The sequence below is a fragment of the Allobosea sp. BH3 genome, from assembly GCF_025499465.1.
Lineage (GTDB): Bacteria > Pseudomonadota > Alphaproteobacteria > Rhizobiales > Beijerinckiaceae > Allobosea.
Genome location: NZ_JAIMCA010000001.1, coordinates 619,439 through 645,481 on the forward strand (window position 1 = coordinate 619,439; position 26,043 = coordinate 645,481).

At 67.8% G+C, this 26,043-nt stretch carries 22 protein-coding genes and 1 tRNA gene; 11 read left to right on the top strand and 12 right to left on the bottom strand.

The window, feature by feature from the left end; all coding sequences use genetic code 11:
* Positions 1-469: 469 nt before the first annotated feature.
* Both BoBH3_RS03015 and BoBH3_RS03020 read right to left on the bottom strand, forming a co-directional pair.
* A tRNA-Glu gene (locus BoBH3_RS03015) sits at positions 470-545 on the bottom strand.
* Between the two features lie 249 nt (positions 546-794).
* Positions 795-1,895: an alkene reductase gene (locus tag BoBH3_RS03020; protein WP_262329264.1), complete on the bottom strand. Its 1,101-nt coding sequence runs from the start codon at positions 1,893-1,895 to the stop codon at positions 795-797.
* 233 nt (positions 1,896-2,128) lie between these two features.
* Here BoBH3_RS03020 and BoBH3_RS03025 point away from each other — a divergent pair, with 233 nt between their 5' ends.
* The 5 genes from BoBH3_RS03025 (at position 2,129) to BoBH3_RS03045 (ending at position 7,039) form a co-directional block, all read left to right on the top strand.
* Positions 2,129-2,890 (top strand): ComF family protein, encoded by a 762-nt coding sequence (locus tag BoBH3_RS03025; protein ID WP_262329668.1) that lies wholly within the window; start codon positions 2,129-2,131, stop codon positions 2,888-2,890.
* A gap of 43 nt (positions 2,891-2,933) precedes the next feature.
* Entirely contained in the window at positions 2,934-3,191 is a 258-nt protein-coding gene (gene grxC / locus BoBH3_RS03030) for a glutaredoxin 3 (RefSeq protein WP_262329669.1), read from the top strand.
* A 52-nt stretch (positions 3,192-3,243) separates the two neighbouring features.
* Positions 3,244-3,735 (top strand): DUF1178 family protein, encoded by a 492-nt coding sequence (locus tag BoBH3_RS03035; protein WP_262329265.1) that lies wholly within the window; start codon positions 3,244-3,246, stop codon positions 3,733-3,735.
* A 263-nt stretch (positions 3,736-3,998) separates the two neighbouring features.
* Entirely contained in the window at positions 3,999-4,904 is a 906-nt protein-coding gene (locus BoBH3_RS03040; RefSeq protein WP_262329266.1) for a cell wall hydrolase, read from the top strand.
* A 146-nt stretch (positions 4,905-5,050) separates the two neighbouring features.
* Entirely contained in the window at positions 5,051-7,039 is a 1,989-nt protein-coding gene (locus tag BoBH3_RS03045; protein ID WP_262329267.1) for a protein meaA, read from the top strand.
* A gap of 146 nt (positions 7,040-7,185) precedes the next feature.
* On the opposite strand, the gene BoBH3_RS03050 is transcribed toward BoBH3_RS03045, so the two are convergent.
* Positions 7,186-7,806 (bottom strand): J domain-containing protein, encoded by a 621-nt coding sequence (locus tag BoBH3_RS03050; RefSeq protein WP_262329268.1) that lies wholly within the window; start codon positions 7,804-7,806, stop codon positions 7,186-7,188.
* Positions 7,807-7,909: 103 nt separating this feature from the next.
* Here BoBH3_RS03050 and BoBH3_RS03055 point away from each other — a divergent pair, with 103 nt between their 5' ends.
* Complete coding sequence (locus tag BoBH3_RS03055; RefSeq protein ID WP_262329269.1) at positions 7,910-8,182, top strand: BolA family protein; 273 nt, start codon at positions 7,910-7,912, stop codon at positions 8,180-8,182.
* A gap of 4 nt (positions 8,183-8,186) precedes the next feature.
* Here BoBH3_RS03055 and BoBH3_RS03060 read toward each other — a convergent pair whose 3' ends face one another.
* The 3 genes from BoBH3_RS03060 to BoBH3_RS03070 form a co-directional block, all read right to left on the bottom strand.
* A complete protein-coding gene (locus BoBH3_RS03060; RefSeq protein WP_262329270.1) occupies positions 8,187-9,380 on the bottom strand; it encodes an MFS transporter in 1,194 nt (397 codons plus the stop codon).
* Between the two features lie 148 nt (positions 9,381-9,528).
* Positions 9,529-10,698 (bottom strand): acetyl-CoA acetyltransferase, encoded by a 1,170-nt coding sequence (locus BoBH3_RS03065; protein ID WP_262329271.1) that lies wholly within the window; start codon positions 10,696-10,698, stop codon positions 9,529-9,531.
* 166 nt (positions 10,699-10,864) lie between these two features.
* A complete protein-coding gene (locus BoBH3_RS03070; RefSeq protein WP_262329272.1) occupies positions 10,865-11,872 on the bottom strand; it encodes a DMT family transporter in 1,008 nt (335 codons plus the stop codon).
* 113 nt (positions 11,873-11,985) lie between these two features.
* Between BoBH3_RS03070 and BoBH3_RS03075 the strand changes: the two genes are divergently transcribed.
* From BoBH3_RS03075 to BoBH3_RS03085, 3 genes are read left to right on the top strand one after another with little or no spacing between them, the layout of a single operon-like run.
* On the top strand, positions 11,986-13,527 hold the full coding sequence (locus tag BoBH3_RS03075; RefSeq protein WP_262329273.1) for a serine hydrolase: 1,542 nt from the start codon (positions 11,986-11,988) through the stop codon (positions 13,525-13,527).
* A gap of 23 nt (positions 13,528-13,550) precedes the next feature.
* Positions 13,551-14,432 (top strand): EamA family transporter, encoded by an 882-nt coding sequence (locus BoBH3_RS03080; protein WP_262329274.1) that lies wholly within the window; start codon positions 13,551-13,553, stop codon positions 14,430-14,432.
* A gap of 13 nt (positions 14,433-14,445) precedes the next feature.
* Positions 14,446-15,594: a CobW family GTP-binding protein gene (locus BoBH3_RS03085; protein WP_262329275.1), complete on the top strand. Its 1,149-nt coding sequence runs from the start codon at positions 14,446-14,448 to the stop codon at positions 15,592-15,594.
* 81 nt (positions 15,595-15,675) lie between these two features.
* Here the strand turns inward: BoBH3_RS03085 and BoBH3_RS03090 are convergent, their stop codons facing one another.
* The 3 genes from BoBH3_RS03090 to BoBH3_RS03100 all read right to left on the bottom strand — a co-directional run bounded on the left by BoBH3_RS03090 (position 15,676) and on the right by BoBH3_RS03100 (position 19,036).
* A complete protein-coding gene (locus BoBH3_RS03090; protein WP_410050555.1) occupies positions 15,676-17,289 on the bottom strand; it encodes an AMP-binding protein in 1,614 nt (537 codons plus the stop codon).
* A 99-nt stretch (positions 17,290-17,388) separates the two neighbouring features.
* The gene (locus BoBH3_RS03095; RefSeq protein WP_262329276.1) at positions 17,389-18,447 is read right to left on the bottom strand and encodes an ABC transporter substrate-binding protein; all 1,059 of its coding nucleotides are present in this window, start codon (positions 18,445-18,447) and stop codon (positions 17,389-17,391) included.
* A 130-nt stretch (positions 18,448-18,577) separates the two neighbouring features.
* Positions 18,578-19,036 carry an Lrp/AsnC ligand binding domain-containing protein gene (locus BoBH3_RS03100; RefSeq protein WP_112577440.1) on the bottom strand — a complete coding sequence of 153 codons (459 nt, stop codon included), beginning with the start codon at positions 19,034-19,036 and terminating at the stop codon, positions 18,578-18,580.
* A gap of 123 nt (positions 19,037-19,159) precedes the next feature.
* Here BoBH3_RS03100 and putA point away from each other — a divergent pair, with 123 nt between their 5' ends.
* Both putA and BoBH3_RS03110 read left to right on the top strand, forming a co-directional pair.
* The gene (gene putA, locus BoBH3_RS03105; protein ID WP_262329278.1) at positions 19,160-22,249 is read left to right on the top strand and encodes a bifunctional proline dehydrogenase/L-glutamate gamma-semialdehyde dehydrogenase PutA; all 3,090 of its coding nucleotides are present in this window, start codon (positions 19,160-19,162) and stop codon (positions 22,247-22,249) included.
* 118 nt (positions 22,250-22,367) lie between these two features.
* Positions 22,368-22,859 carry an RNA pyrophosphohydrolase gene (locus BoBH3_RS03110; protein ID WP_262329279.1) on the top strand — a complete coding sequence of 164 codons (492 nt, stop codon included), beginning with the start codon at positions 22,368-22,370 and terminating at the stop codon, positions 22,857-22,859.
* Positions 22,860-23,027: 168 nt separating this feature from the next.
* Here the strand turns inward: BoBH3_RS03110 and atpC are convergent, their stop codons facing one another.
* The 3 genes from atpC to BoBH3_RS03125 form a co-directional block, all read right to left on the bottom strand.
* Positions 23,028-23,441, bottom strand: a complete 414-nt coding sequence (gene atpC, locus BoBH3_RS03115; protein ID WP_262329280.1) for an ATP synthase F1 subunit epsilon — start codon at positions 23,439-23,441, stop codon at positions 23,028-23,030.
* 114 nt (positions 23,442-23,555) lie between these two features.
* Positions 23,556-25,043: a F0F1 ATP synthase subunit beta gene (gene atpD, locus BoBH3_RS03120; RefSeq protein ID WP_262329281.1), complete on the bottom strand. Its 1,488-nt coding sequence runs from the start codon at positions 25,041-25,043 to the stop codon at positions 23,556-23,558.
* A gap of 73 nt (positions 25,044-25,116) precedes the next feature.
* Positions 25,117-25,986 (bottom strand): F0F1 ATP synthase subunit gamma, encoded by an 870-nt coding sequence (locus BoBH3_RS03125; protein WP_262329282.1) that lies wholly within the window; start codon positions 25,984-25,986, stop codon positions 25,117-25,119.
* Positions 25,987-26,043: the final 57 nt, after the last annotated feature.

The window sequence follows — 26,043 nt, forward strand, 5'->3', positions numbered from 1 at the left end:
TTGCGCCCGCTCCTCTGGCGTCTGCAACTGCCGCCAACCATCCCATCCACGCGCTCCAAGGCGTCCCGCACCAAGAGGTCCGCCAGCGTATCCGCCTCAAGCTCAGCAAGGACGCTGGCGTCAAGGATCAGGGCCATGGCGCTTAGAATCGGCTCCCCGCGCTTCGCTCGCTCCGCAACCTAAAAGTCAGCCGTGCATGGCGCCAACGCCTTCGGCGCCTGAACCTTGGCGTCTGCTGGCAGCTTGGTCTTCAGCGAGCGCTTCCAGTTCGTCTTGCCCTGCCAGGGCGGCGGCATAAACGGCCGCAATTCGGCGGCACGACACGCCGGAAGTAATAGGTGCCATGCCGATCTTTGAGGAGATACGTCATCAACGCCATGGAGAGTTTGCACCACTCGCTCGTACGAGGGCGGCTTCCAAGGCGCTGATTTTCCGGATTATTCTGACGGCATCCACGCTTAGAGTAGCGTGGCGCTCCCTAGGGGACTCGAACCCCTGTTTTCGCCGTGAGAGGGCGACGTCCTAGACCGCTAGACGAAGGGAGCAGCGCTGGCCGAGGGCTGCTCTTTAGTCGGGCTTCCGCCGGACCGCAACCCCCTTTTCTCAGCCGGACCACGAATTTGCCCCCCGCCGCACCCGAGGCGGAGGCGGGAGCCCATCCGCTGCCGCGGCGTGCGAGCGATCGGCTCGAACAGCTCCAAGCCTGAGCCGGAAGGCCGGCAGGGTCGACCAGCTCGGAAAAAGTTGAATCCGTCCCGCCGATATCCGGTTCAGCCGCGCGGCTGGTGGCCGCCTCAGGCCGCTTTCCCGGCCAGGAAGGGGTAGTCGGTATAGCCCTTCGCATCGCCGCCATAGAAGGTCGCGACATCCGGCTCGTTGAGCGGCGCATCGGCCTCCAGACGTTCGACAAGGTCGGGGTTGGCGATGAACAGCCGGCCGAAGGCCACCGCATCGGCGTCCCCGCTCTCGACGGCCTCGATCGCCAGGTCGCGATTGAAGCTGTTGTTGGCGATATAGGCACCCTTGAAGGCCTGCCGCAGCGCCTTGTAGTCGAACGGCAGATAGTCACGCGCATCGCGCGTCGCGCCCTCGACGACATGGATGAAGGCGATGCCGGTGTCGTTGAGCCGCGTCACCAGATGAGTGAACAGCGCCTGCGGATCGGAATCGCGCGCGTCGTTGGCCGGGCTCACCGGCGAGATGCGGATGCCGACGCGGCCCTTGCCGAAGACCTTGGCGACGGCCTCGACCACCTCGAGCGCGAAGCGCACGCGGTTCTCGATCGAGCCGCCATAGGAATCCGTGCGCTTGTTGGAATCGTCGCGCAGGAACTGGTCGATCAGGTAGCCATGGGCGCCGTGGATTTCGACGCCGTCGAAGCCCGCCGCCTTGGCGTTCTCGGCCGCCTTGACGAAATCGCCGATGATGGCGGGGATCTCGGACAGGGCGAGCTCGCGCGGCTGCGAGACTTCCGCAAAGCCGCTCTCGATATAGGTCTTGGTCTTGGCGAGCAGCGGCGAGGGCGCGACCGGCGCCTGCTGGCCGGGCTGCAGCGAGACATGGCTGACGCGGCCGACATGCCAGAGCTGGGCGATGATCTTGCCGCCCTTGGCGTGGACGGCGTCGGTGATCTGGCGCCAGCCCGCGATCTGCGCGTCGCTGTACATGCCCGGCGTCCAGACATAGCCCTGGCCCTGCTGCGAGACCTGCGTGCCCTCGGTCACGATCAGTCCGGCGCCGGCGCGCTGGCGGTAATATTCGACATTGAGATCGTTGGGCGCATCGGTGCCGCGCGAGGCACGGTTGCGCGTCAGCGGCGCCATGACGACGCGGTTCTTCAGCTCGATGTCCCCGATGCGGATCGGGGTGAACAGCTTGGGCGTGGCTTGGCTCATCGGAAGGTCCTTGGCTCGCGGCGGCTGCCGCGCAAATGCTCGCGTCGCGGTGGGCGGCAGGCTGCCGCCGGCCAATCGACAGGCTGAACTTAAGCGTGACAGAGTGTTCTGGAAGGGGTGCGAAAAATCGCCTCGCCCCGCCGGGATAAATCTTCTGCCGGGAGGCGCATCTGGAGATCGATGATCCAGCGATTTCGGGGCCTGACGCGCGGAAAACCCTGCCGCACCGCGCCCTGGCCGCAGGCCGGCATGCGCTGCGCGCAGGGCTTTCGGGCGCGCTCGCGATCGTCTATCCGCCGAGTTGCATCGCCTGCCAGGGCGCGGTCGGGCAGGCGCAGGCCCTCTGCCCGTCCTGCTGGAGTTCGATCGGCTTCATCGAGCGGCCCTATTGCGAGCGGCTCGGCACGCCGTTTGCGGTCGATCTCGGCCCCGGCCTGCTCTCCCCTGCGGCGATCACCGATCCGCCGGTCTATGCCCGGGCGCGCGCCGTCTGCCGCTTCGACGGGGTGGCCCGCGAGCTGGTCCACCGCCTGAAATACGGAGACAGAACCGAACTCGCACTGACGCTCGGCCGCATGATGGCGCAGGCCGGCCGCGAGCTGCTCGTCGATGCCGATCTTGTCGTGCCCGTGCCGCTGCACCGGACGCGTCTCTGGAGCCGGCGCTTCAACCAGGCGGCGGCGCTAGCCGGTGTCGTCGCCCGCCACGCCGGGTTGCCGGTGGCTCGGGCGGCGCTGGCCCGCGTCAAGCGGACGCGCCAGCAGGTCGGCCTCACACGTCCGCAGCGCGCCGAGAACCTGCAAGGGGCCTTTCGCGTGCCGGATACGATGCGCCCGCAGGTCGAGGGGCGGCGCATCCTGCTGGTCGACGACGTGCTGACGACCGGCTCGACCGCCAATGCCGCCGCCCGCGCCCTGCTGCGGGCGGGCGCCCGCGACGTTGATGTCCTGACCTTCGCACGGGTCGTGACGGATGGCCGGGAAGACACTACATGACGAAACAGAGACCTGATTGAACGAACCCGAGAGGCCTTCGCCCATGCCGCCGGTCACGATTTACACCACCTCCTGGTGCCCCTATTGCCGGGCCGCCAAGAGCTTGCTGACGCAGAAGAGCGTCGCCTTCACGGAGATCGACGTGGACGGCAGGCCGGAGCTCCGCCAGGAAATGACGGCGCGAGCCAATGGGCGCACCTCGGTGCCACAGATCTTCATCGGTGAGACGCATGTCGGCGGCTCCGACGACATCCACGCCCTCGATGCAGCCGGCAAGCTCGACAAGCTGCTGGCGGCCTGAGCGCCGGCCTGGCCTTGCCAAAGACGCACGCAGGCTTAAGTCCCTAGGCGACATGATCCGCTACAGCCTCATCTGCGACAACGCCCACGAATTCGAAAGCTGGTTCTCGACCTCCGCCAGCTTCGAGGAGCAGGCTGGGCGCGGCCTGGTGACCTGCCCGCTCTGCGGCAGCCCGAAGGTGGAGCGCGCGATCATGTCGCCCAATGTGGCGCGCACCGATCTCGGCGCCCGTCAATCGGAACCTGCGACGATGGAGCCGGCGCCGAGCACTCCTGCGCCGGTCCCGGCTTCTCCCGCTCCGATGGCTCTGATGGGCGAGAAGGAAGCCGCCTTCCGCGAGATGCTGGCCTCGCTGCACGCCCATGTCCGCGAGAACGCCGAGGATGTCGGAAAGGGCTTCGCCGACGAGGCCCTGAAGATCCACCATGGCGAGACGGAAGCGCGCCCCATCTACGGCGAGGCGACGACCGAGGACGCTCGCATGCTGCATGAGGAAGGCGTCGACTTCCTGCCGCTTCCGCGCCTGCCGAGCTCCGGAAACTGACGCCTTCCTGTCGGAACCGTAATATCTCCTCCGCAGTTCTTGATATCGGGCCGCGAAAAAACGCGATCACGGGCGCGGAATTTTTCTATATATTTCAATAATTTATCGACATGTCACCGAGCGGCAGCATCGGCTGGAGGCTCCTCAGCGGCCTTCCCCCCTTCCTTTGCGGATTAAACTTCTGTTAAGGATTCGGGAGTTCCTTCCGGTGATCCGGTTGCGCCTTTCGGCAACCAGAGCTTTCGAATCCAAGAGGTTGTCGCATGAAGCGGACCACGATCGCTGCGCTTGGTCTCCGTTCCGACGGAGCTTTCCGGTCCAGCGGACGCAGGTCCATTCCGCTTCTGATTGCGCTGGCCGCGCCCGTCCTGGGCGCCTGCAGCCTGTCTCCCGTCGAGACAGCCGCGGTCACCGCGCCGGCGACGAAGCATCCGGCAGCCGCCCGCAAGCATGCCGTCGCCCTGGCCAAGGCCGATCCGCGCGAGAAGGATTGCCTCGTCCGCGCGATGTATTTCGAATCGAATCGGTCCAGCGAATCCGGCCTGCTCGGTGTCGGCACAGTCGTGATGAACCGGGTCGAGTCGGCGCGCTATCCCGAGACGATCTGCGGCGTGGTCGGCGCGCCGCGCCAGTTCGCCGCCGGTGTCCTGAGCCGCCCGATGACAGATGGCGTCCTGCCGAAGGTCGAGGCCATCGCCGAGGATATCCTCAACGGCCGCCGCAGCGATGCGGTCGGCGCGGCCAAGCACTTCCACATGGCCGGCCTGCGCTTCGGCTATAAGAACATGCATTATGTGACCGTGGCCGGCGGCAACGCCTTCTACGTGAAGGGCGAGCGTCCGGAGCGCCGGCGCATCGAGGAGCCGACGATGCAGCTCGCATCTGCTTCCTCCACGCCGCTCGTCACGGCCTCCTCCTCGGCGACCGCCGCCGCTTCTTTCGCCTCGGCGCCGCTCGCCTTCGCTCCGGAGACCACCGCTCCGAAGCTCCCCACGATCGAGACGCCGGCCGCCATGCTCGTCAGGAACGCGCCGCTGCCCCCGGGCCGCCCGCTCGATCTGGATCCGCCGAAGGCACCGCTGCGCGCCTTCGTTGCGCCGCAAAAGGCCGACAACCGCGTGGCGACGCTGCTGCCTTCCGACATCCGGGGCAGCCTTCCCTCGCGATAGGCGCGCGGGACAGGCATAGCCCGGCGCGAACCGGCACCGACGCGGCAATCGCGTCCGCCTAACGTCGAAGGGGACATCGCCGAAGCTCTGGCGTTATCTTCGCCGCAGTGCAACATTCAGATTGCTCTGCAAGACGGGGAGACGCCATGACCGCGACGACACCCGGCGGCGATAAGGCGGCGCAGCGCGACAAGCCCTGGATCTTCCGCACCTATGCGGGCCATTCAGACGCGGCTGAATCCAACCGGCTCTACCGCACCAACCTCGCCAAGGGACAGACGGGCCTCTCCGTCGCCTTCGATCTGCCGACACAGACGGGCTACGACCCGGACCATGTGCTGGCGCGTGGCGAGGTCGGCAAGGTCGGCGTGCCGATCTCCCATCTCGGCGACATGCGCGCGCTGTTCGCCGAGATCCCGCTCGCGCAGATGAACACCTCGATGACGATTAACGCGACGGCGGCCTGGCTGCTTTCGCTCTACATCGCCGTTGCCGACGAGCAGGGCGCGGACCGCAGGCTCCTGCAGGGCACGACGCAGAACGACCTGGTCAAGGAGTATCTCTCGCGCGGCACCTATGTCTTCCCGCCGCGCCCCTCCATGCAGCTCACCACCGACATCGTCGTCTTCACGGCGAGCGAGCTGCCGAAATGGAACCCGACCAACGTCTGCTCCTACCACCTGCAGGAGGCCGGCGCCTCGCCGGTGCAGGAGCTCTCCTTCGCGCTGGCGACCGCCATCGCCCTGCTCGATTCGATCCGCTCCCGGCCAGAAGTCTCCGCGGAGGATTTCCCCGGCACAGTCGGGCGTATCTCCTTCTTCGTGAATGCCGGGATGCGCTTCGTCACCGAGCTCTGCAAGATGCGGGCGTTTGTCGAGCTCTGGGACGAGATCACATTGGGCAGGTATGGCGTCACCGAGGAGCAGCACCGCCGCTTCCGCTATGGCGTGCAGGTCAATTCGCTCGGGCTGACCGAGCCGCAGCCCGAGAACAACGTCTACCGCATCCTGATCGAGATGCTGGCAGTGACGCTCTCGAAGAAGGCCCGTGCACGGGCCGTGCAGCTCCCCGCCTGGAATGAGGCGCTCGGCCTGCCGCGGCCCTTCGACCAGCAATGGTCGCTGCGCATGCAGCAGGTTCTGGCCTATGAGACCGACCTGCTCGAATTCGGCGACATCTTCGACGGCTCGGCCGCCATCGACGCCAAGGTCCGCGAGCTCAAGGAAGCGGCGCTGGAGGAACTCGCCCGCATCGACGACATGGGCGGCGCGCTCGCCGCCGTCGAGAGCGGCTACATGAAGCAGGCGCTGGTCGAGAACGGCGCGCGCCGCATCGAGGCGATCGAGCGCGGCGAGCAGGTCGTCGTCGGCGTCAACAAATTCACCAACAGCGAGCCCTCCCCGCTCTCGGCCGGGGACGGCAACGTGGTCACCGTGCCGGATTCGGTCGAGACCGAGGCCATCGCCCGGCTCAAGGCCTGGCGCGAGGCGCGCGGCGGGAAGGCCGCCGAGGCAGCGCTCTCGGAGCTGGCGGCCAGCGCGCGAGAGGGCCGCAACGTCATGCCCGCCTCGATCGCCTGCGCCAAGGCCGGTGTCACCACGGGCGAGTGGGCGCAGACCCTGCGCGAGATCTTCGGCGAATACCGCGCCCCCACCGGCGTCGACACGACGAAGCTGGGCGACGCGGCCGGCCTCGCCACGGCGAAGGCCGCCGTCGAAAAGGCGACGGAGCGGCTCGGCCGCCCGCCCCGCTTCCTCGTCGGCAAGCCGGGGCTCGACGGCCACTCGAACGGCGCCGAGCAGATCGCGGTCAGGGCGCGGGACGCCGGCATGGCTGTCAGCTATGGCGGCATCCGCCAGACGCCGGAGGAGATCGTCAGCGACGCGAAGGAGCAGGCGGCCGACATCATCGGGCTCTCCATCCTGTCCGGCTCGCATCTGCCGCTGGTGCGGGACGTCACAGCCCGCCTGCGCGTCGCCGGCATGAACGTGCCCGTCGTGGTCGGCGGCATCATCCCGCCCGACGACGAGAACGCGCTCCGCAACATGGGCGTGGCGGCGGTCTACACGCCGAAGGATTTCGCGCTGGATGGCATCATCGCCGATGTCGCGGGGCTGGCTGCGAAGAAGGGATGACCACTGTCATCCCGTGCGCGCTGCCGCGTGTAGCGCCGCTGCGCAGACACGGGACCGTCTGCAGGAAAAGGCGCCTGCTCGTCATGCGATCCCGCATCTGCGCAGCAGCACTGCGTGCCGCAGCGCGTGCGGGATGACATGCCGGATCACACCATCCCCACGCTCTTCAGCTGCTGATACGCCTTCAGGATCTCCTGCAGCGTGCCTTCGCGCGAGCGGTCGCCGCCATTGGCGTCCGGGTGAAAGCGCTTCACGAGTTCCTTGTAGCGCGCCTTGATCGCGGCGGCGTCGGCCGTGTCGTCGAGGCCGAGCGTGTCCAGCGCCTTGCGCGCCACGACGCCGACGCGCGACTCCGGCTGCGCCGCCTGCTGCTTGTTGCGTGCGCCGAACAGGTTGAAGGCGTCGTGCAGATCCTCTCCGCTCTCGCCCTTCGCCGCGCGGCGCCCGCGCTGCGACGTCCGCCCGGCCTGGGAATTGACGCCGAGCTTCCAGGTCGGCCGATGGCCGATCTCCTCCTGCTTCGCGTAGGCGGCGAGCGCCTCGTCATCCATGCCGGCGAAATAGTTGTAGGTCGCGTTATAGGCCTTCACATGCTCCATGCAGAACAGGAAGAACTGCCCCTCGCGCCCGCGCCCCATGGGCGCGCGGAATTCGCCGGTGCGGGTGCAGCCGGCATGGTTGCAACGCGGCGCGTCGCCGTCCACGACCGCTTCCGCCTCGGAAGGGCCGATCCTGATGCGATCGAAAAGGCGCGAGTTGATGTTCATCGTCGAAGGGTTATGAGACGCAAAGGGTTCGGCCGGCAAGTGCGTGCACTGCAGCAGGCACTTGCCGAACCGGCAGGACAATCATCGCAATGGTGACGCGATCATGACCTCAATCGCTGAAAGAATCACGCGAAAGCTGACGGATGCCTTCGCGCCGCAGCAACTCGAGGTGATCGACGAATCGCACCAGCATCACGGGCATGGCGGCTGGCGCGAGGGCGGAGAGACTCATTTCAGGGTCCATATCGTGTCGGATGCCTTTGCCGGCAAGACCCGGCTGGAGCGCCACCGGCTGGTCAACGCCGCCCTGACGCAGGAACTGGCCGACCGCGTCCATGCGCTTGCTATAGCGGCGAAGGCGCCCGGCGAGGCCTGAACCCTTAGGGCTTCTTCGGCCGCGCCGGCGCCAGCGCATAGACGGCGGCCGAAATCAGCAGCGCCGCCGCAAAGGCCCAATGCAGCCGGGCGAAGGTCTCGGCCGGCTCGAGCCCGGCGGCACGCTGCGTCGCGATGAACCAGCCGGAGAGGGACTGCGCCGCCGCGGCCCCTGCGATGAAGAGGAAATTCGCGCAGGTCATGCCGCGCCCGATCAGGTGTTCGGGGAAGAACCGGCGCGCATGCGCCATCAGGATCGCATAGGTGAAGCCGGCCGCGCCGATCAGCGAGAACAGCGCGACCGCCAGGAACGGCGCGCCCTGCCCGGTGAGCGCCAGCAGCGCGAAGCTCGCGACTGTCGCCAGCGTGCCCCAGAACACGATCGACTTGGCGCGGCCTGTACGATTCTCGATCCAGCCATATACGAAGGCTCCGACGATCATCGCGACCGCCATGATCGTAGCGGCATGGCCGGCCCCGATCGCGTCATAGCCGTGGACCTGCATCATGAACGGCGCGATCCACAGGCCCCGCGCGGTCGCGATGATCCCATATCCACAGAGGATCAGCGGCGCGAGCAGCCAGAAGGGCCTCAGGGTCAGGATGCTGGCGAGGCCCTGCAGCAGCCCCTCCTCCGGCCCCGGATGGGCGGCGCGCGGTGGATCGCGCACCAACGCCACCGCCAGCACCGTCGCGGCGAGGAAGCAGACGGCCATCGCCATCATCGCGCCACGCCAGCCGTAATGCTGGGCGGCGATGGCGAGCGGGGCCGCGCCCGCGACGTTGCCGAGCGAGCCCAGCCCGATGAAGAGCGAGGTCAGGAAGCCGAAGCGCCCCGGCGCGGCGCACCGGGCAAAAAGGAACAGCGCGGACATGAAGACCGGCGAGCAGCCGAAGCCGATCAGCGCCATGCCGATGCCGGCCGAGATCGGCCCGCCGGCCTGCGCGAACAGGAAGGCTCCGACGGAGCCCACCACCATCGCGACCGCCACCGTGCGGCGCGGCCCGATCCGGTCGAGCGCCCAGCCGATCGGGAACTGCGCCAGCGCGAAGGCGATGAACCAGGCCGCGCCGAGCAGGCCGAAGGTGGCCGGACCGATGCCGAGATCGGCCATCACCGGCCCGGCGATCACGCTCAGGAAGGAGCGGTAGAAGATCGACAGGACATAGGCCGGCAGAAGCGCGATGAAGACGATCACGTCGGGAATTCCGCTGAATGACGAAGCGCCGAGAACGAAAGACGCGTCATTCTCGGGCTCAGCCCGAGAACCGCAGGACCAGGGGGCTATGATTCAGAGATGCCCGGGTCAAGCCCGGGCATGAAGGGTACGCGCCGCTGCTAAGGGATCACTTGATCCGTTCGAGCACCGAGACGTAGTTGGCGACCGCCGCCCCGCCCATGTTGAAGATGCCCCCGAGCCGCGGCTCCTTGAGCTGCATGCCTTCGGGCGCTTCGCCAGTGAGCTGCATGGCGCTGAGCACATGCATCGACACGCCGGTCGCGCCGATCGGATGGCCCTTGGACTTCAGGCCGCCGGAGACGTTGACCGGCAGCTTGCCGTCCTTCTGCGTCCAGCCTTCCTTGATGGCCCGGGCGCCATCGCCTTCCTTGGTCAGGCCCATCGCCTCGTATTCGATCAGCTCGGCGATGGTGAAGCAGTCATGCGTCTCGACGAAGGAGAGGTCGTCCAGCGACACGCCGGCATCCGCGAGCGCCTTCTGCCAAGCGAGCGCGCCCCCCTCGAACTTCAGGATGTCGCGCTTCGACATCGGCAGGAAGTCCTGGACATGGGACATGCCGCGGAAGCCGACGGCACGGCGCATGGTCAGCGCCGTCGCCTCGTCGGCCAGCACGAGCGCCGCCGCGCCGTCCGAGACCAGCGAGCAGTCGGTCCGCTTCAGCGGGCCGGCGACATAGGGGTTCTTCTCGCTCTCCTCGCGACAGAAGGCATAGCCGAGATCCTTGCGCATCTGCGCATAGGGGTTCTCGACGCCGTTCTTGTGGTTCTTGGCCGCGATCATCGCCAGCGCGTCGGACTGGTCGCCATGGCGCTGGAAATAGCCGGCAGCGATCTTGCCGAACACACCGGCGAAGCCGCCTTGGACATCGCTGTCCTCCGGCAGGTAGGAGGCCTTGAGCAGGTTCTTGCCGATCTCGGGGCCCGGCGTCTTGGTCATCTGCTCGACGCCGACGACGAGCACCACCTTGGCATCGCCGGCCCTGATCGCCCGGACACCCTGCTGCACGGCGGCCGAGCCGGTCGCGCAGGCGTTCTCGACCCGCGTCGCCGGCTTGAAGCGCAGCGCCGGATCGGCCTGGAGAACGAGGGAGGCGGTGAAGTCCTGCGCCGAGAAGCCGGCATTGAAATGCCCGAGCACGATCTCGTCGACCTGGTCGGCGGTGATGCCGGCATCGACCAGCGCGTCGATCGCCACCCGCACGATCAGGCTCTCGACGGTCTCGGCATCCTGCTTGCCAAACGGCGTATGGGCCCAGCCCACGATCGCAGCGCTCATGACGGATTCTCCCTATGATGTGCAGTTACACGTTATCTTGGCACCCTGAGCCGGCCGGGCAAGCCCGTATCCATGCATGATGGCCGTGCGTGGATCGGCGGGTGGGGCTTTTCGTATGGACTAGAGCATTTCTGACCGGCTTCAAACGTCCTTGCGGCCCTCGCTCCTATTGCAATGCCAGAGACAGCAGCAGCCCGACCCCGCCAACGATCATCGCCATGCCGAGCATCTCGCGGCGGCTCGTTCCTTCGGCGAAGAGCTTGCGGGAAGCGATCTGCGCCAGCGGCACCTCGATCAGCGCCAATGTGCGGACATTGGCCGCCGTCGTCAGCGAGAAGCCGATGAACCAGCATTGCGAAGCGGCGGCGCCCAGGAAGCCGGCCGACAGCGAGCGGCGCCAGCTCTTCAGGCTCAGCAGCAGCGCCGGCCTGTTCGCGATGAGCATATAGGCCACGAGGATCGCCGTCTGCATCGCGAGCCCCAGAACCAGGGTAGTGGAGGCGCGGATCAGGAAGGAGCCCTCCGGCAGCGCCTGGATGCCGCCGCGGAAACCGATGGCCGAGAGCGCGAAGAAGGCGCCGGAGACGATACCGAGCACTGCCGGGCGCAGGCCCGCGCGCGTGATCTTCTCCCCCGGCTTCCACGACACCACGATCACGCCGGCCGTGGCGATGGCGATCGCCAGGAATTTGAGCGGGGTCAGCGCATCGCCGAGCAGCACCGCGCCGAACAGCGCCACCTGCACCGGCTCCGTCTTCGTATAGGCGGTCGTCACGGCGAAGGAGCGCTCGCGCATCGCGGCCAGCATCAGCGCCGTCGCGACGATCTGGGCCAGCGCGCCGCAGAGCGTATAGACGAGCGAAGCTGCGCCGATGGCGGGCGGCAAGGTCTGGAGACCGAGACAGGCGAGAGCGAGGAACAGCACCGCGAAGGGCAGGCCGAAAAGGAAGCGCACCTGGGTGGCACCGACCACGCCGATGATGTCGGTGAGCGAGCGCTGCGCCAGATTGCGCGCAGTCTGCAGGAGCGACGCGCAGATCGTCGCCGGGATCCAGAGCAGGCCGAAAGCCACGGGGATAAAGCCTCGGAAGGAAGACACGGAAAGCAGGAACACCGTGCTTTTGGACCGGCGCAGGCTACTAGGCAAATCGCTCGGCTGGGGGTAGGTATGCATTCATGGGCGGTCCTATTGGGCCTGCCGTCTCGAAAATGCCGCACGAATGCCGCACGCGTCGCCTTGAAATCCCGCGCCGTCGTCACCCGTCAAGACAGGTTCCAGACCGCTCCATGATCGTTTCCCGCCTCGCCACAGCCCTCGCTTTCGGCGTTGTTCTCTCCGGCTCCGCTCTCGCCGGCACGAGCCTCGTCGTCGATGCCTCCAGCGGCGAGGTCATCTCCAGCGAAAACCCGACGCAGGCCTGGCGCCCGGCCTCGACGACGAAGATGATGACGATCTACGTCGCGCTGAAGGCCGTGCAGCAGGGCCGCCTCGGGCTCGAGACCGCGATCCCCGTCTCGAAGCTGGCTGCCAGCCAGCCGCGTGTGAAGGTCTATGCCCGCCCCGGGCAGGAGATCACGCTCGACAACGCTCTGCGCATCATGATGGTGAAATCGGCCAACGACATTTCCTATGTCGTGGCCGAGGGAGTCGGCGGCAATGTCGAGGCCTTCGTCGGCATGATGAATGCCGAGGCACAACGCCTCGGCATGCAGGACACCCGCTTCGTCAACCCGAATGGCTGGGACCATCCCGACCAGCAGACCAGCGCGCGGGACCTCGCCGTCCTCGCCATGGCCCTGATGCACGAATTTGGCCGCTATTCGGATTATTGGAACACCTCCGCCGTCCAGCTCGGCAAGCAGACCATTCACAACACCAATGGACTTGTGGGCCGCTATCCCGGCATCGGCGGGATGAAGACCGGCTTCACCTGCGCCTCCGGCTTCAACGTCGTCGCGACGGCGAATCGCGGCGGTCGCACTCTGATTGCCGTGGTTCTCGGCTCCGTCTCCGGGACCGAGCGCACCGTCAAGGCCGCGCAGCTCCTCGATGACGGCTTTGGCCGCTGGGGCGGCTTCGGCGGCGGCAACGTCGCCTCGATGGGCCCGAGCGGCACCCGCGCCCCCAATGTCTGCGACGATGTCCGTAATCGCGGCGGCGGAGCGCCCCTGGCCGACGACGCCGATGTTTCGGGGCCGATCGCATCGGCCGCTGCCGACGCAGGCAATGCCCCCGACGGCGGCCGTTTCCCCACCTTCACGACCCAGTCGGCCTCGCCGGTCGCCAGCCGCTCTGCGCGCGGGCGCGTCGTGCTCGGCCCCCGCGCCGAGACCATGCCTGTGCCCGTCGCCTTCGGGCGCACGGCCGGCTCGGCCTCCGCACCGATCGCCGCCAATGCGACGACGCGGCCGGACAGCCAGGTCGCGCGCGGCGGCGCTCCTCTGATCGACCCGGGCAAGCCCGTGACGGCCGGCCTGTTCGGCGCCGGAACGCAAGGCCTGTTCGGCGACCGGGCGGCCAACACAGGTGGCATCCCGCAGGGCACCACCGCCTTCGCTCCGTCGAATGGTTCGGGCCAGCAGCCCGCGCAGAACCTCGGTGGCGGCCCGCTGCCCCTGCAAGGCGCCGTCAAGCCGGGCGCGGCGAATGCGGCAAGCCTGCGGTCCACGACCAAGCCCCAGGCCGCAAAAGCCGTCCCCGCCAAGGCCAGACCGGCCAAAGCGAAACCTGCGGCCAAGCCCAAAGCGCCGGCACAGGCACGCAGCACCCCGCTGCCCACCCCCCGGCCGGCCGCCACCGCCAAGGCGAAGTCCGGCAACGACGCCTGAGAGCGGGATCGGGCGGTAAGCGCGTGAACGAACGCCACGGGTTGCTGCTGGCCCTCGCTTCGGCCGCCGCTTTCGGCACCAACATCGTCAGCGCCCAGATCGCCGCGCAGGTCGGGCTCAACGGCCCGCTGCTCGTCTTCTACCGTGTGCTGCTGATGCTCGCGCTGGTCGGCGGCGCTGCGCTCGTCTGGCGTAGCGCACTATGGCTCAGGCCGGGCGAATGGCCGCCGGTGCTGCGGTTCGGCATCGCGACGGCGCTGGTCGGCATCGCCTATCTCTCCTCGGTCGCCTTCATCCCGATCTCGGTCGCAGCCGTGGTGTTCTACACCTTTCCGGTCCTGATCGTGCTGTCCGAGCCGCTCGTCACCGGCACGCCGCTGCGGCCCGACAGGCTCGGCGTGGCGGTTCTCGCCTTCGCCGGCGTTGCGATGGTGGTGGGGCCCGATCTGCACGGGCTCGATCCGCGTGGTCTCGTCCTGGCGATCGTCGCGAGCCTCTGCGCCGTCGTGCAGTTCTTCGCGGCCGCGCATTGCGCCCGCATCCCGACCCTGCCGAAGCTGTTCTGGTCGCATGTCGTCATCCTGCCGGTGGCGCTCGCGATCATGCTGGCAACCGGCGGCTTCCAGTCCCCGCAAACCTTCCTGCTGGCGCCCATCGCGGTCGCCATCACCTATGGCGGCTATATCGTCGGCTTCCTGTTCCAGCTCCTGGCGCTGGCACGCATCGCGCCCGGCCCGGCCGGCCTCGCCTTCTGCGCCGAGCCCGTCTTCGCCGTGGCGCTGGCCGCCATCGTGCTCGGCGAGCGGCTGGGCACGCTGCAATATGCCGGCGGCGCACTTGTCATTGCCGCCCTCATCGCCAATGTAATACTAGAACAATCGAGGCGGCGCGCCGTGCCGGCCTAAGGCTCGCAGTATCATGACCGGCTCCTCCCCTGCCCGCCCCGCACCCGTCCCCCTGACACTGCTCACCGGCTTCCTCGGCGCCGGCAAGACTACCCTGCTCAACCGGCTGCTGAAGGACCCGGCGCTCGCCGAAACGGTGGTGCTCGTCAACGAGTTCGGCGATGTCGGGCTCGACCACCTGATGGTCGAGGGCGTCGAGGAGAACATGATCCTCCTCGAATCCGGCTGTCTCTGCTGCACCATCCGCGACGACCTCATCGTCACGCTCGAGGACCTGCTGCGCCGCCGCGACAATGGCCGCCTCAAAGCCTTCTCCCGCCTCGTCATCGAGACCACCGGCCTCGCCGACCCGGCCCCGATCCTCAACGTTCTGATCAACCACCCCTATCTCGCAATGCGCTTCCGGCTCGACGGTGTGGTCACGCTGGTCGATGCGGTCAACGGCATGGCGACGCTCGACGCCCATGAGGAAGCCCGCCGTCAGGTCGTCGCCGCCGACCGCCTCGTCCTGACCAAGACCGACCTCGCCACGCCCGAAGCTGCCAAGGCGCTGCGCGAGCGCATCGCCGCGCTGAACCCCGGCACCAAGATCCTCGCGCCCGACGCGACCGCCGACGAACTTGTCGGGGCCGGGCTCTACGATCTGGCGAAGCGGCCGGAAGCCCTGCGGCACTGGCTCGGCGAGACGAGCCCGCACAGCCATCACCATGACCACGGCCATGACCATGGCCACGATCACCATCATCACGACGGGCACGGCCATCATCACCATGGCCACGCTCACGGGCAGGATGCGCACGACGTCAATCGCCACGACGAGTCGATCCGGGCCTTCGCCCTGACGGCCGACCGCCCGGTGGCGCAGGCGACCTTTGACCTGTTCTGGACGATGCTACGCTCGATCCACGGCCCGCGGCTGCTGCGTCTCAAGGGCCTCGTCGATCTTGCCGAGGAGCCGGGCCGGCCGCTGCTCGTCCACGCCGTCCAGCAGATCCTGCACCCGCCCATCCTGCTCGATGGCTGGCCGGATGCGGACCGCCGCTCCCGCCTCGTCCTGATCGTCAAGGATGTCGAGGAGGCGACGGTGCAGCGGCTCTGGTCGGCCTTCCTCGGGCAGCAGCCTGCTCAGGCCGCAACCCAAGGGCGTCATGCTCGGGCCTGACCCGAGCATCTCAGGCTGAAAGAGGCGCCGTAGACTCCCGATCACGAGATTCTCGGGTCAAGCCCGAGAATGACGACAGGCTCATCCCTCCGCCCGCAGCAGGCGGCGGATGATCTTGCCGGTCGTGGTCATCGGGAGCTCATCGAGGAAAGCGATCTCGCGCGGATATTCATGGGCCGAGAGCCGCGCCTGCACGAAGCCTTGCAGCTCGGAGACAAGCGCGGGCGATCCCTGACAGCCCGGCTTCAGCACGACGAAGGCCTTGACGATCTCGGTGCGCAGCGCATCGGGCTTGCCGACCACGGCCGCCAGCGCCACGGCCGGATGCTTCAGCAGGCAATCCTCGATCTCGCCCGGCCCGATGCGATAGCCCGAGGAGGTGATGACGTCGTCGTCGCGGCCGATGAAGCGGACATAGCCGTCATCGTCCTGCACGCCCTCGTCCCCGGTCGTCATCCAGTCGCCGATGAACTTCGCCGCGGTCGCCGCCGGGTTGCGCCAATATTCCAGGAACATCACCGGGTCCGGCCGGCGTACCGCGATCTGCCCCTCCTCGCGCGGCTCGCAGACCGTGCCGTCGGGGCGGATGATCGCGACCTCATGGCCCGGCACCGCCTTGCCGATGGCACCCGGCCGGCTGACGCCGAGCGCGGCGCTCGAGGCGAGCACGAGGTTGCATTCGGTCTGGCCATAGGCCTCGTTGATCGTCAGCCCCAGCGCCTCCCGCCCCCAGGCCAGCGTCTCAGCGCCAAGCGCCTCGCCAGCCGCCGCGACGGTCCTGAGATCGAGGTCGTAGCGCCCGCGCGGACTACCGGCGCCGCGCAGCATCCTGAGCGCCGTCGGCGGCACGAAGGCGTTGCGGATACGCAGATCCTGCATCAGCCGATAGGCTTCGTCCGGCTCGAAGCGCGTCACCGGCCGCGCCACCACCGCCACGCCGAAATGCAGCGCCGGCAGCAGCATGTTGAGCAGCCCCCCGGCCCAGGCCCAGTCGGCCGGCGTCCAGGCGAGATCGCCCGGCTGCCGCATGAACTCATGCGGCATCTGCACGCCCGGCAGATGGCCGGGCAGGACGCGGTGGCCGTGCAGCGCGCCCTTCGGATTGCCCGTCGTGCCGGAGGTGTAGATCATCAGCGCCGGATCGTCCGGCCCGGTATCGACCAGCGTGAAATCCGGGCTGCCTGCCGCCAGCACGTCGTCCCAGCCCTCGGCGCTGCCGTCAGGGCCGTCGGTCGAGATCGCGAGAGCCAGTTCCGGCAGCGGCTCGGCGATCTGCCGCAGCTTGGCGAGCCCCGCCGCATTGGTGACGACGACCTTCGCGCCGGAATCGCCGAGCCGATAGGCCAGCGCATCGACGCCGAACAGCGCCGCCAGCGGCACCGCGATGGCACCGAGCTTATACGCAGCAAGATGCGCCGCCAGCACCGCCCGCCCTTGCGGCAGCAGGATCGCGACCCGGTCGCCGCGCTTCACGCCGCGGCGCCTGAGCGCATCGGCGAGGCGGTTCGAATGTTCCCGGAACCAGCCGAAGCTCACCGGCGTCACGCGCCAGTCGCTGGAGACCTCGATGATGGCGGGCCGGTCAGGCTCGACCGCCGCCCAGCGGTCGCAGACATCCACGGCGATGTTGTAACGGTCGGGAATGCGCCAGCGAAAGGCCTCGCGCAGGCCGTCGTAATCGGTAAGGGCTGGCAGTTCCAAGATCGGGGTCCGGTGGAGGGCGCCGCAACATAGGCAGGCCTCCACCGGCTGTCATCCGCACTGGGCGCCGGTTCTCCCAGCGTCAGGATGCGCTCAGAACATGCGTTCGTCGGCCGGCGGCAGGAAGGCGTCGGTGAAGGCGTCGCCGGCGCGGGCCTTGTCGCGCAGCGGGCCGGCGAGCCCGATCTGGTCGAGCGCCAGCGCCCAGCGTGCCGGATCGATGCCGCCGAAGCCATGCGCCTTCACGAACGGCGTCAGCATGTTCTGCTCGATGGTCATGCTCAGCCGCTCGCGCACGGTCTCCGGCTGCGCCGCATCGTTGCGCTTGGCGACAAGTTGCGCCGCGAAGGTCGGGTTCGTCACCGCATCCCGGACGCCGCGCAGCACTGCCCGCAGGAAGCCGCGCACGGCGTCGGGCCGCTCGGCGATCAGCTTCGGCGGCATGATCACCGCATTGCCGTAGAGCGCCAGCCCATGATCGGCCATCCACATCAGCACGATGTCCTCGACGGGAACACCACGCGCTTTGAGACTGACATAGGAGGAGGCGCCGGGGCCGAAGGCAGCGTCGATCTCGCCGGAAGCCAGCATCGGCTCGCGGACGGCCAGGCCGATCGTCTCGAAGCGGATCTTGCTCTCGTCGATCTTGTTGACGCTCCGGAAGATCGGCCATTGAGCGAAGCTGGCGTCGCCCGTCGGCGCGCCGAGCTTCTTGCCTTCCAGGCTCGCCGGCTCGTCCGTAATGCCGCGGCTCTTGCGGCCGACGAGGGCGAAGCTCGGCCGGTCATGCACGATCATCACCGCCTTGAGATCGGCGCCGGGGTTCTCGTCGCGGAAACGGATCAGCGTGTTGACGTCGCCGAAGCCGGCATCCTGCTGGCCTGCGGCGAGGCGCTGGATGATGCTGCGCGGGCCGGTCCCGGCCTCGATCGTGACGTCGAGCCCCTCGGCGCCGAAATAGCCCTTCTCCTGCGCGATCAGGAAGGGCGCGGAAGGCCCCTCGAAGCGCCCGTCCAGCGAGAAGCGGATCGCCGTGTTGCCCTGCGCCCGCGCGACGCCTGCCATCGCGCAGAACGCGGCTGCCCTTGCCGCAAGCCGCCCGAGCGCGCGCCTCGACGGGATCGTCGCGAAAAGGGGCGAAGCGAGGGGCATGGCTGTCCTCCGGAGCCGTTCTGGCCGCGATGCGCTTGGGTCGGAGCCCTAACGCATCGTCCGTGCCTCACAACATGATAATATGTCGAACGCTGCGCCAGCATGACGCTACGGCGTCGTCATCAAGGCGTTAAAGCGGCAGCGCTCCGTCCGTCTTTACTTCCTCCATCACCGCATAGGTGCGCGTCTCCCGCACCGCCGGCAACGCCAGCAGCACCTCGCCAAGGAAATGGCGATAGGCATGCATGTCCGCAACGCGCGTCTTGACCAGATAGTCGAAGCCTCCGGCAACCATATGGCATTCTAGCACCTCCGGCGCCCGCTTCACTGCCGCGGCGAAGCGCTCGAAGGCGTCGGGCGTGGTCTTGTCGAGATAGACCTCGACGAAGACCAGCAGGCTCAGGCCCAGCTTCACCGGATCGAGCGTCGCACGATAGCCGGTGATGTATCCATCCCGCGTGAGCCGCTTCAGCCGCTCGCCCGTCGCGGTCGGCGAAAGCCCGACCTTCTCGGCGAGTTCAACGCCCGCGATACGGCCATCGCCCTGCAGCAGGGAGAGGATGCGGCGGTCGGTCCGATCCAGCATGATAAATCTCTGCCTAAAGTCATTTCTACAGAGATTATTACTGCTTTGTGATGACAAATGCCAATTGATATGCGGCGTAGGAGGCGGCATCCTTCAGATCATCCCGCCAGTCGACCGGAGCCCTTCATGGCCGCCCCCGCCCTGCCGCCTTTCCGCGCCCCCTTCGCCGAGGACGACGGCGCCATTGCCGGCCGCCTGCTCGCGGCTGGCCGGCGCGACCCGGCTGCCAAGGCGCGGATCGATGCGCGCGCCACCGGGCTGATCGAGGCGATCCGCACCCGCAAGGTCGGCCTGGGCGGCATCGAGGAGCTGCTGCGCGAATATGCGCTCTCGACCAAGGAAGGCCTCGCTCTGATGGTGCTGGCCGAAGCGCTGCTGCGCGTCCCCGATGCGGCCACCTCCGACCGGCTGATCGAGGACAAGCTCGGCCAGGGCGACTTCGCCCATCATGAATCGAAGTCGGATGCCTTCCTCGTCTCGGCCTCGGCCTGGGCGCTCGGCATCACGGCGCGCGTCATCCAGCCGGGCGAGACGCCGACCGGCATCGTCAGCAGCCTCGCCAAGCGCCTCGGCGTGCCGACCGTCCGCACCGCGACGCGACAGGCGATGCGCGTCATGGGCAACCATTTCGTGCTCGGCCAGACGATTCAGGAAGCGCTGAAGCGTGCCGCCAGCGGCACCGGCAAGCTCTATCGCTACTCCTTCGACATGCTGGGCGAGGGCGCGCGCACGCAGGCGGATGCCGACCGCTATTTCAAATCCTACGCCGATGCGATCGACGCCATCGGCCGCTCCGCCGGCAACGACAAACTGCCGAACCGCCCCGGCATCTCGGTAAAGCTTTCGGCGCTGCATCCGCGCTATGAGGCGACCAGCCATGAGCGCGTCATCTCCGAGCTCGTGCCCAAGGTCATCACCCTCGCCCGTCAGGCCAAGGGCTACGATCTCAACTTCACCATCGACGCCGAGGAGGCCGACCGGCTCGAGCTCTCGCTCGACGTCATCGACGCCGTCTTCGCCGATGCTTCCCTCGACGGCTGGGACGGTTTCGGCCTCGCGATCCAGGCCTATCAGAAGCGCGCCTCGGCGGTGATCGACCATATCGGCCGGCTGGCCGAAATCCAGGGCCGGCGCATGATGGTGCGCCTCGTCAAGGGCGCCTATTGGGACACCGAATTGAAGCGCACCCAGGAGCGCGGCCTGCCCGACTATCCGGTCTTCACCCGCAAGGCGATGACGGACCTGAACTACGAGGCCTGCGCGGCGCAACTCCTGAAGCTGCGCCCGCGCATCATCCCGCAATTCGCCACGCACAACGCGCTCACCGTCGCGACCGTCGCCGAGATGGCCGGAAATGCCGAAGGTTTCGAGTTCCAGCGCCTGCACGGCATGGGCGAGGCGCTCTACGAGAAGCTGCTGCGCGAGAACGAAGGCTATGCCTGCCGCACCTATGCGCCAGTCGGCGGCCATCAGGACCTGCTCGCCTATCTCGTGCGCCGCCTGCTGGAGAACGGCGCCAACTCCTCCTTCGTCAGCGTCTCCGGTGACCCCGACATTCCCGTCGCGGAGCTGCTGGTGCCGCCGGCCGACATCATCGGCAATCCGGGCGCGGCGCGGCATCGTCGCATCCCGCTGCCGGCCGAGCTCTACGGCCCCTCGCGCCGCAACTCCGCCGGCACCGAGCTCGGCCATGAGGCGAGCCTGCAAGCCCTGCAGAAGCAGGTCGCGGCCGCAGGCTCCTTCCCGGAGGCCGCCCCGATCATCGACGGCAAGCCTCAGCCCGGCGCCGCGCGCGACGTCCGCTCCCCGATCGACAACAAGCCGATCGGCAAGGTCATCGAGGCCGACGCCGCCACGGCCGAGCGCGCGCTCCTTGCGGCCAAGGCTGGCTTCCCGGCCTGGAGCGCGACGCCGGCCCGCATCCGGGCCGCCGCTCTGCGCAAGGCCGCCGACCTGCTGGAGGCACGCTCCGGCCTGCTGATCGCGCTGCTGCAGGCCGAGGCCGGCAAGACCATCGACGACGCCATCTCCGAGGTGCGCGAGACCGTCGATTTCTGCCGCTACTACGCGGCTCAGGCCGAGGAGCATTTCGCCACGCCGATCGCCCTGCCCGGCCCGACCGGCGAGGACAACCGCCTGGTCCTGCGCGGCCGCGGCGCCTTTATCTGCATCGCGCCCTGGAACTTCCCGCTCGCGATCTTCACCGGCCAGGTCGCTGCCGCCCTCGTCGCCGGCAACAGCGTCGTCGCCAAGCCGGCGCCGCAGACCCCGCTGATCGCAGCCGTGGCCATCCGCATCCTGCACGAGGCCGGCGTTCCCGTGACCGCGCTGCATCTGGTCCCCGGCGGCACGGAGCCAGGCTCCGCCCTCGTCGCCCACGAGGATGTCGCCGGCGTCGCCTTCACCGGCTCGACCGCAACCGCGCGTGGCATCAACCGGGCGCTCGCCGCCAAGGACGGACCGATCGTGCCGCTGATCGCCGAGACGGGCGGGCTCAACGCCATGATCGTCGACGCGACGGCGCTGCCCGAGCAGGTCGCGGACGATGTCGTGATGTCGGCCTTCCGCTCGGCCGGCCAGCGCTGTTCGGCGCTGCGCCTGCTGGTGGTGCAGGACGACGTCGCGGACAAGATGATCGAGATGATCGAGGGCGCTACCAAGGAGCTGAAGCTTGGCGATCCGCGCCAGATCGACACACATATCGGCCCGGTGATCGACGCCGCCGCCAAGCAGCGCCTCGACACCCATGTCGCCGCCATGCGCCAGCAGGGCCGCGTCGCCTGGGCCGGCGCGGCGCCGGATCTCGGCGGCACCTTCTTCGCGCCGCATATCGTCCGGCTCGACCGGGTGAGCGACCTTACCGCCGAGCATTTCGGCCCGATCCTGCATGTCGTGCGCTGGAAGGCGGGTGAGCTCGACAAGGTCATCGCCGAGATTGACGCCACCGGCTACGGGCTGACGCTCGGCGTCCATTCGCGCATCGAGACGACGGTGGAGCGCGTCACCTCGCTGCTTTCGACCGGCAATATCTACGTCAACCGCAACATCATCGGCGCGGTGGTCGGCGTGCAGCCCTTCGGCGGCCACGGCCTCTCCGGCACCGGCCCCAAGGCCGGCGGCCCGCACTACCTGATGCGCTTCGCCACCGAACAGACCGTGACGGTCAACACTGCCGCAGCTGGCGGCAACGCCAGCCTGATCGCGATGGGGGAGTGAGCGGCGCGCCCACCGCCGTCACGCCCGGGCTTGACCCGGGCATCTCCTGACCGGAAGACACTGGTTTCCGAGATGGCCGGGTCGAGCCCGGCCATGACGATCCGGGCCGAGCGACGCGATGACCCTCCCCTACCGCCCCAATGTCGGCATCGCCCTGTTCAATGGCGCGGGCCTCGTCTTCTCCGGCCGTTCGCATAGCGCCGGACCCGAGATCGTCCTGCCCGGTTTCGACTGGCAGATGCCGCAGGGCGGCATCGATGCGGACGAGGACATCGTCGCCGCCGCGCGCCGGGAGTTGGAAGAAGAGACCGGCGTCACCGGCGCCGAGCTGCTCGCCGCCACGGAGCAATGGTGGAGCTACGACTTCCCGCCCTATGCCGGCCCGCCGCACCGGCTCACCGCCTTCCGCGGCCAGCGCCAGCGCTGGGTCGCCTTCCGCCTCACCGGCACGGAGAGCGAAATCGACATCGGCAAGCCGAATGGCGACGAGCCGCCCGAGTTCAGCGAATGGCGCTGGCGGCCTTTGGCCGAGATGCCGGGGGTTGTCGTGCCGTTCAAGCGGCCAGTCTACGAGAAGGTCGTCGAAGCCTTCGCTCGCTTCGCTCTTTGAGGGCTGCCGTCATTTTCGGGCGAAGCGCAGACCCGAATATCTCGCTCAGGAAAGGGCGCCTTCTCGTCCGCAGATGCTCGGGTCAAGCCCGGGCATGACGGCGACGACAACCCGACACAAAAAAGGGCCGCTTGCGCGGCCCCTTCGGATTCTTGGCTACGAAGCGCCTCAGGCGGCCTTACGCTGCTCGAACACGTGCTTGAATTCCTCGAGCTGCACCAGCATCTCGCGCAGGCGACGCTCCTCGACCTCGCTCGGCGCTGCAGCGAGACGGGTCTCGACCGAGAGAATCGCCGCGTCGAGGACATCGCTATTCACGTCCTCGATGAAATTGGCGCGCTCGGCCAGGATCGTGACGGAGGTCTGATTGACCTCGACGAGGCCGCCACCGACGAAGAATTCCTTGCCATTCTCGGCGCTGGTCTGGACCAGCACGACGCCCGGCTTCAGCGCCGCAACGATCGGAACATGGCCCGGGAGAACGGTCATCTCGCCCTCGACGGAGGGAACGATGACGCTGATGATCTCGCCCGAGAACAGGATACGCTCCGGCGAGACGAGTTCGAACTTGAAGGTGGCCATCGTATCATTCTCCCCGGCTCGTCATGACCGGGCTTGACCCGGCCATCTCGGAAACCAGTGCTTTCTGGTCACGAGATTCTCGGGCAAGCCCGAGAATGACGTGTTCGGTCAACCTTACGCGGCCTCGGCGGCCAGGCGCTGCGCCTTCTCGACGGCTTCCTCGATGGAGCCGACCATGTAGAAGGCCGCTTCCGGCAGGTGGTCGTACTTGCCCTCGACCAGGCCCTTGAAGCCCTTGATCGTGTCCTCGAGCGAGACGAGCTTGCCCGGCGAGCCGGTGAACACCTCGGCGACGTGGAACGGCTGCGACAGGAAGCGCTCGATCTTGCGGGCGCGTGCCACCGTCATCTTGTCGTCTTCCGAGAGCTCGTCCATGCCCAGGATCGCGATGATGTCCTGCAGCGCCTTGTAGCGCTGGAGCACCTGCTGCACCTGGCGGGCCACGGCGTAGTGCTCTTCGCCGACGATGTCGGCCGAGAGCATGCGCGAGGTCGAGTCGAGCGGGTCGACCGCCGGGTAGATGCCCTTTTCCGCGATCGAGCGCGAAAGCACGGTCGTGGCGTCGAGGTGGGCGAAGGAGGTCGCGGGCGCCGGGTCGGTCAGGTCGTCGGCCGGCACGTAGATCGCCTGCACCGAGGTGATCGAGCCCTTGTTGGTGGTGGTGATGCGCTCCTGCAGGTTGCCCATGTCGGTGGCGAGCGTCGGCTGATAGCCCACCGCCGAAGGAATGCGGCCGAGCAGAGCCGACACTTCCGAGCCCGCCTGCGTGAAGCGGAAGATGTTGTCGACGAAGAAGAGCACGTCCTGGCCCTTGTCGCGGAAATCTTCCGCGACGGTCAGGCCGGCCAGCGCGACGCGCATGCGGGCGCCCGGCGGCTCGTTCATCTGGCCGTAGACCAGCGCGCACTTGGAACCGGCGGTCGAACCGTTGTTCTCCTTCGGGTCCTTGTTCACGTTGGACTCGATCATCTCGTGATAGAGATCGTTGCCCTCGCGGGTGCGCTCGCCGACGCCGGCGAACACCGAGTAGCCGCCATGAGCCTTCGCGACGTTGTTGATCAGCTCCATGATCAGCACGGTCTTGCCGACGCCGGCGCCGCCGAACAGACCGATCTTGCCGCCCTTCGCGTAGGGAGCCAGCAGGTCGACGACCTTGATGCCGGTCACGAGGATCTGGGCCTCGGTCGCCTGCTCGGCATAGGACGGAGCCGGCTGGTGGATGCCGCGCCGGCTGGTGGTCAGGATCGGGCCGGCCTCGTCGACCGGCTCGCCGATGACGTTCATGATGCGGCCGAGGCACTCGTCGCCGACCGGAACCGCGATCGGGGCGCCGGTATCGGTCACGGACTGGCCGCGAACCAGACCCTCGGTCGAGTCCATCGCGATGGTACGGACCGTGTTCTCGCCGAGATGCTGGGCGACCTCGAGAACGAGGCGGTTGCCGAGATTGTCGGTCTCGAGCGCGTTCAGGATCTCCGGCAGGGCGCCATCGAACTGCACGTCGACGACGGCGCCGATGACCTGGGCAACGCGGCCGGTGCCGGTGTTGGCGGGCTTCTCGGCAGTCTTCGTCTTGGTGGTCTTGGTAGCGGCTTTGGCCATGGTGGAACCTCGGGACTAGCGCATTCGGATGTTTCGGCAGCCGGCGGCTCGCGCCACCGGCAGAATTAGGCGGTTAGAGCGCTTCCGCGCCGGAGATGATCTCGATCAGTTCCTTCGTGATCATCGCCTGGCGCGAGCGGTTGTAGAGCTGCGTCTGCTTCTTGATCATCTCGCCGGCGTTGCGCGTGGCGGAATCCATCGCGGACATGCGCGCGCCCTGTTCGGAGGCGGCGTTCTCGAGCAGCCCCCGCAGCACCTGGACAGTCAGGTTGCGCGGCAGCAGCGCCTCGAGGATCTCGCCCTCTTCCGGCTCGTAGTCGTAGACCGCGTCGGTCTGCTGCGTGCCTTCGGGAATCTCGGCCGGGATGATGCGCTGCGCCGTCGGGATCTGGGCGATCACCGAGCGGAACCTGGAGAAGAACAGCGTCGCGACGTCGAACTCGCCATTGTTGAAGCGCGCCAGCACGTTCTGCGCGATCGCCTCGGCATTGACGAAGCCGACCTGCTTGAACTCGCGCAGGTCGATGAACTCGATGATGTCGTTGGCAAACTGACGACGCAGGATGTCGTAGCCCTTCTTGCCGACGCAGATGATCTTGACCGTCTTGCCCTCGGCCTTGAGCGCCAGCGCCTTGTCGCGGGCGAGGCGCGAGATCGACGAGTTGAAGGCGCCGCACAGGCCGCGCTCGGCGGTCAGCACCAGCAGCAGATGCACCTTGTCGGAGCCCGTGCCTGCGATCAGCCGGGGCGCGCTCGAACCGGAGATGCCGGAAGCGAGGCTGGCCAGCACCGTCTCCATGCGCTCGGCGTAGGGGCGCGCGGCCTCGGCGGCCGTCTGCGCGCGGCGCAGCTTCGCAGCCGCGACCATCTGCATGGCCTTGGTGATCTTCTGCGTCGCCTTCACGGAGGCGATGCGGTTACGTAGGTCCTTCAATGAAGGCATATGGCGCTCTCACCCCGTCATGGTCGACCTTGTGTCGACCATCCACGTCTTGAACCT

Excerpts from the sequence above, each read along its gene's own strand:
- BoBH3_RS03020 (WP_262329264.1), bottom strand. The coding sequence starts at position 1,895 with ATGAGCCAAGCCACGCCCAAGCTGTTCACCCCGATCCGCATCGGGGAC.
- grxC (WP_262329669.1), top strand. The coding sequence starts at position 2,934 with ATGCCGCCGGTCACGATTTACACCACCTCCTGGTGCCCCTATTGCCGG.
- BoBH3_RS03035 (WP_262329265.1), top strand. The coding sequence starts at position 3,244 with ATGATCCGCTACAGCCTCATCTGCGACAACGCCCACGAATTCGAAAGC.
- BoBH3_RS03040 (WP_262329266.1), top strand. The coding sequence starts at position 3,999 with ATGAAGCGGACCACGATCGCTGCGCTTGGTCTCCGTTCCGACGGAGCT.
- BoBH3_RS03045 (WP_262329267.1), top strand. The coding sequence starts at position 5,051 with ATGACCGCGACGACACCCGGCGGCGATAAGGCGGCGCAGCGCGACAAG.
- BoBH3_RS03050 (WP_262329268.1), bottom strand. The coding sequence starts at position 7,806 with ATGAACATCAACTCGCGCCTTTTCGATCGCATCAGGATCGGCCCTTCC.
- BoBH3_RS03055 (WP_262329269.1), top strand. The coding sequence starts at position 7,910 with ATGACCTCAATCGCTGAAAGAATCACGCGAAAGCTGACGGATGCCTTC.
- BoBH3_RS03065 (WP_262329271.1), bottom strand. The coding sequence starts at position 10,698 with ATGAGCGCTGCGATCGTGGGCTGGGCCCATACGCCGTTTGGCAAGCAG.
- BoBH3_RS03070 (WP_262329272.1), bottom strand. The coding sequence starts at position 11,872 with ATGCATACCTACCCCCAGCCGAGCGATTTGCCTAGTAGCCTGCGCCGG.
- BoBH3_RS03075 (WP_262329273.1), top strand. The coding sequence starts at position 11,986 with ATGATCGTTTCCCGCCTCGCCACAGCCCTCGCTTTCGGCGTTGTTCTC.
- BoBH3_RS03085 (WP_262329275.1), top strand. The coding sequence starts at position 14,446 with ATGACCGGCTCCTCCCCTGCCCGCCCCGCACCCGTCCCCCTGACACTG.
- BoBH3_RS03095 (WP_262329276.1), bottom strand. The coding sequence starts at position 18,447 with ATGCCCCTCGCTTCGCCCCTTTTCGCGACGATCCCGTCGAGGCGCGCG.
- putA (WP_262329278.1), top strand. The coding sequence starts at position 19,160 with ATGGCCGCCCCCGCCCTGCCGCCTTTCCGCGCCCCCTTCGCCGAGGAC.
- BoBH3_RS03110 (WP_262329279.1), top strand. The coding sequence starts at position 22,368 with ATGACCCTCCCCTACCGCCCCAATGTCGGCATCGCCCTGTTCAATGGC.
- atpC (WP_262329280.1), bottom strand. The coding sequence starts at position 23,441 with ATGGCCACCTTCAAGTTCGAACTCGTCTCGCCGGAGCGTATCCTGTTC.
- atpD (WP_262329281.1), bottom strand. The coding sequence starts at position 25,043 with ATGGCCAAAGCCGCTACCAAGACCACCAAGACGAAGACTGCCGAGAAG.
- BoBH3_RS03125 (WP_262329282.1), bottom strand. The coding sequence starts at position 25,986 with ATGCCTTCATTGAAGGACCTACGTAACCGCATCGCCTCCGTGAAGGCG.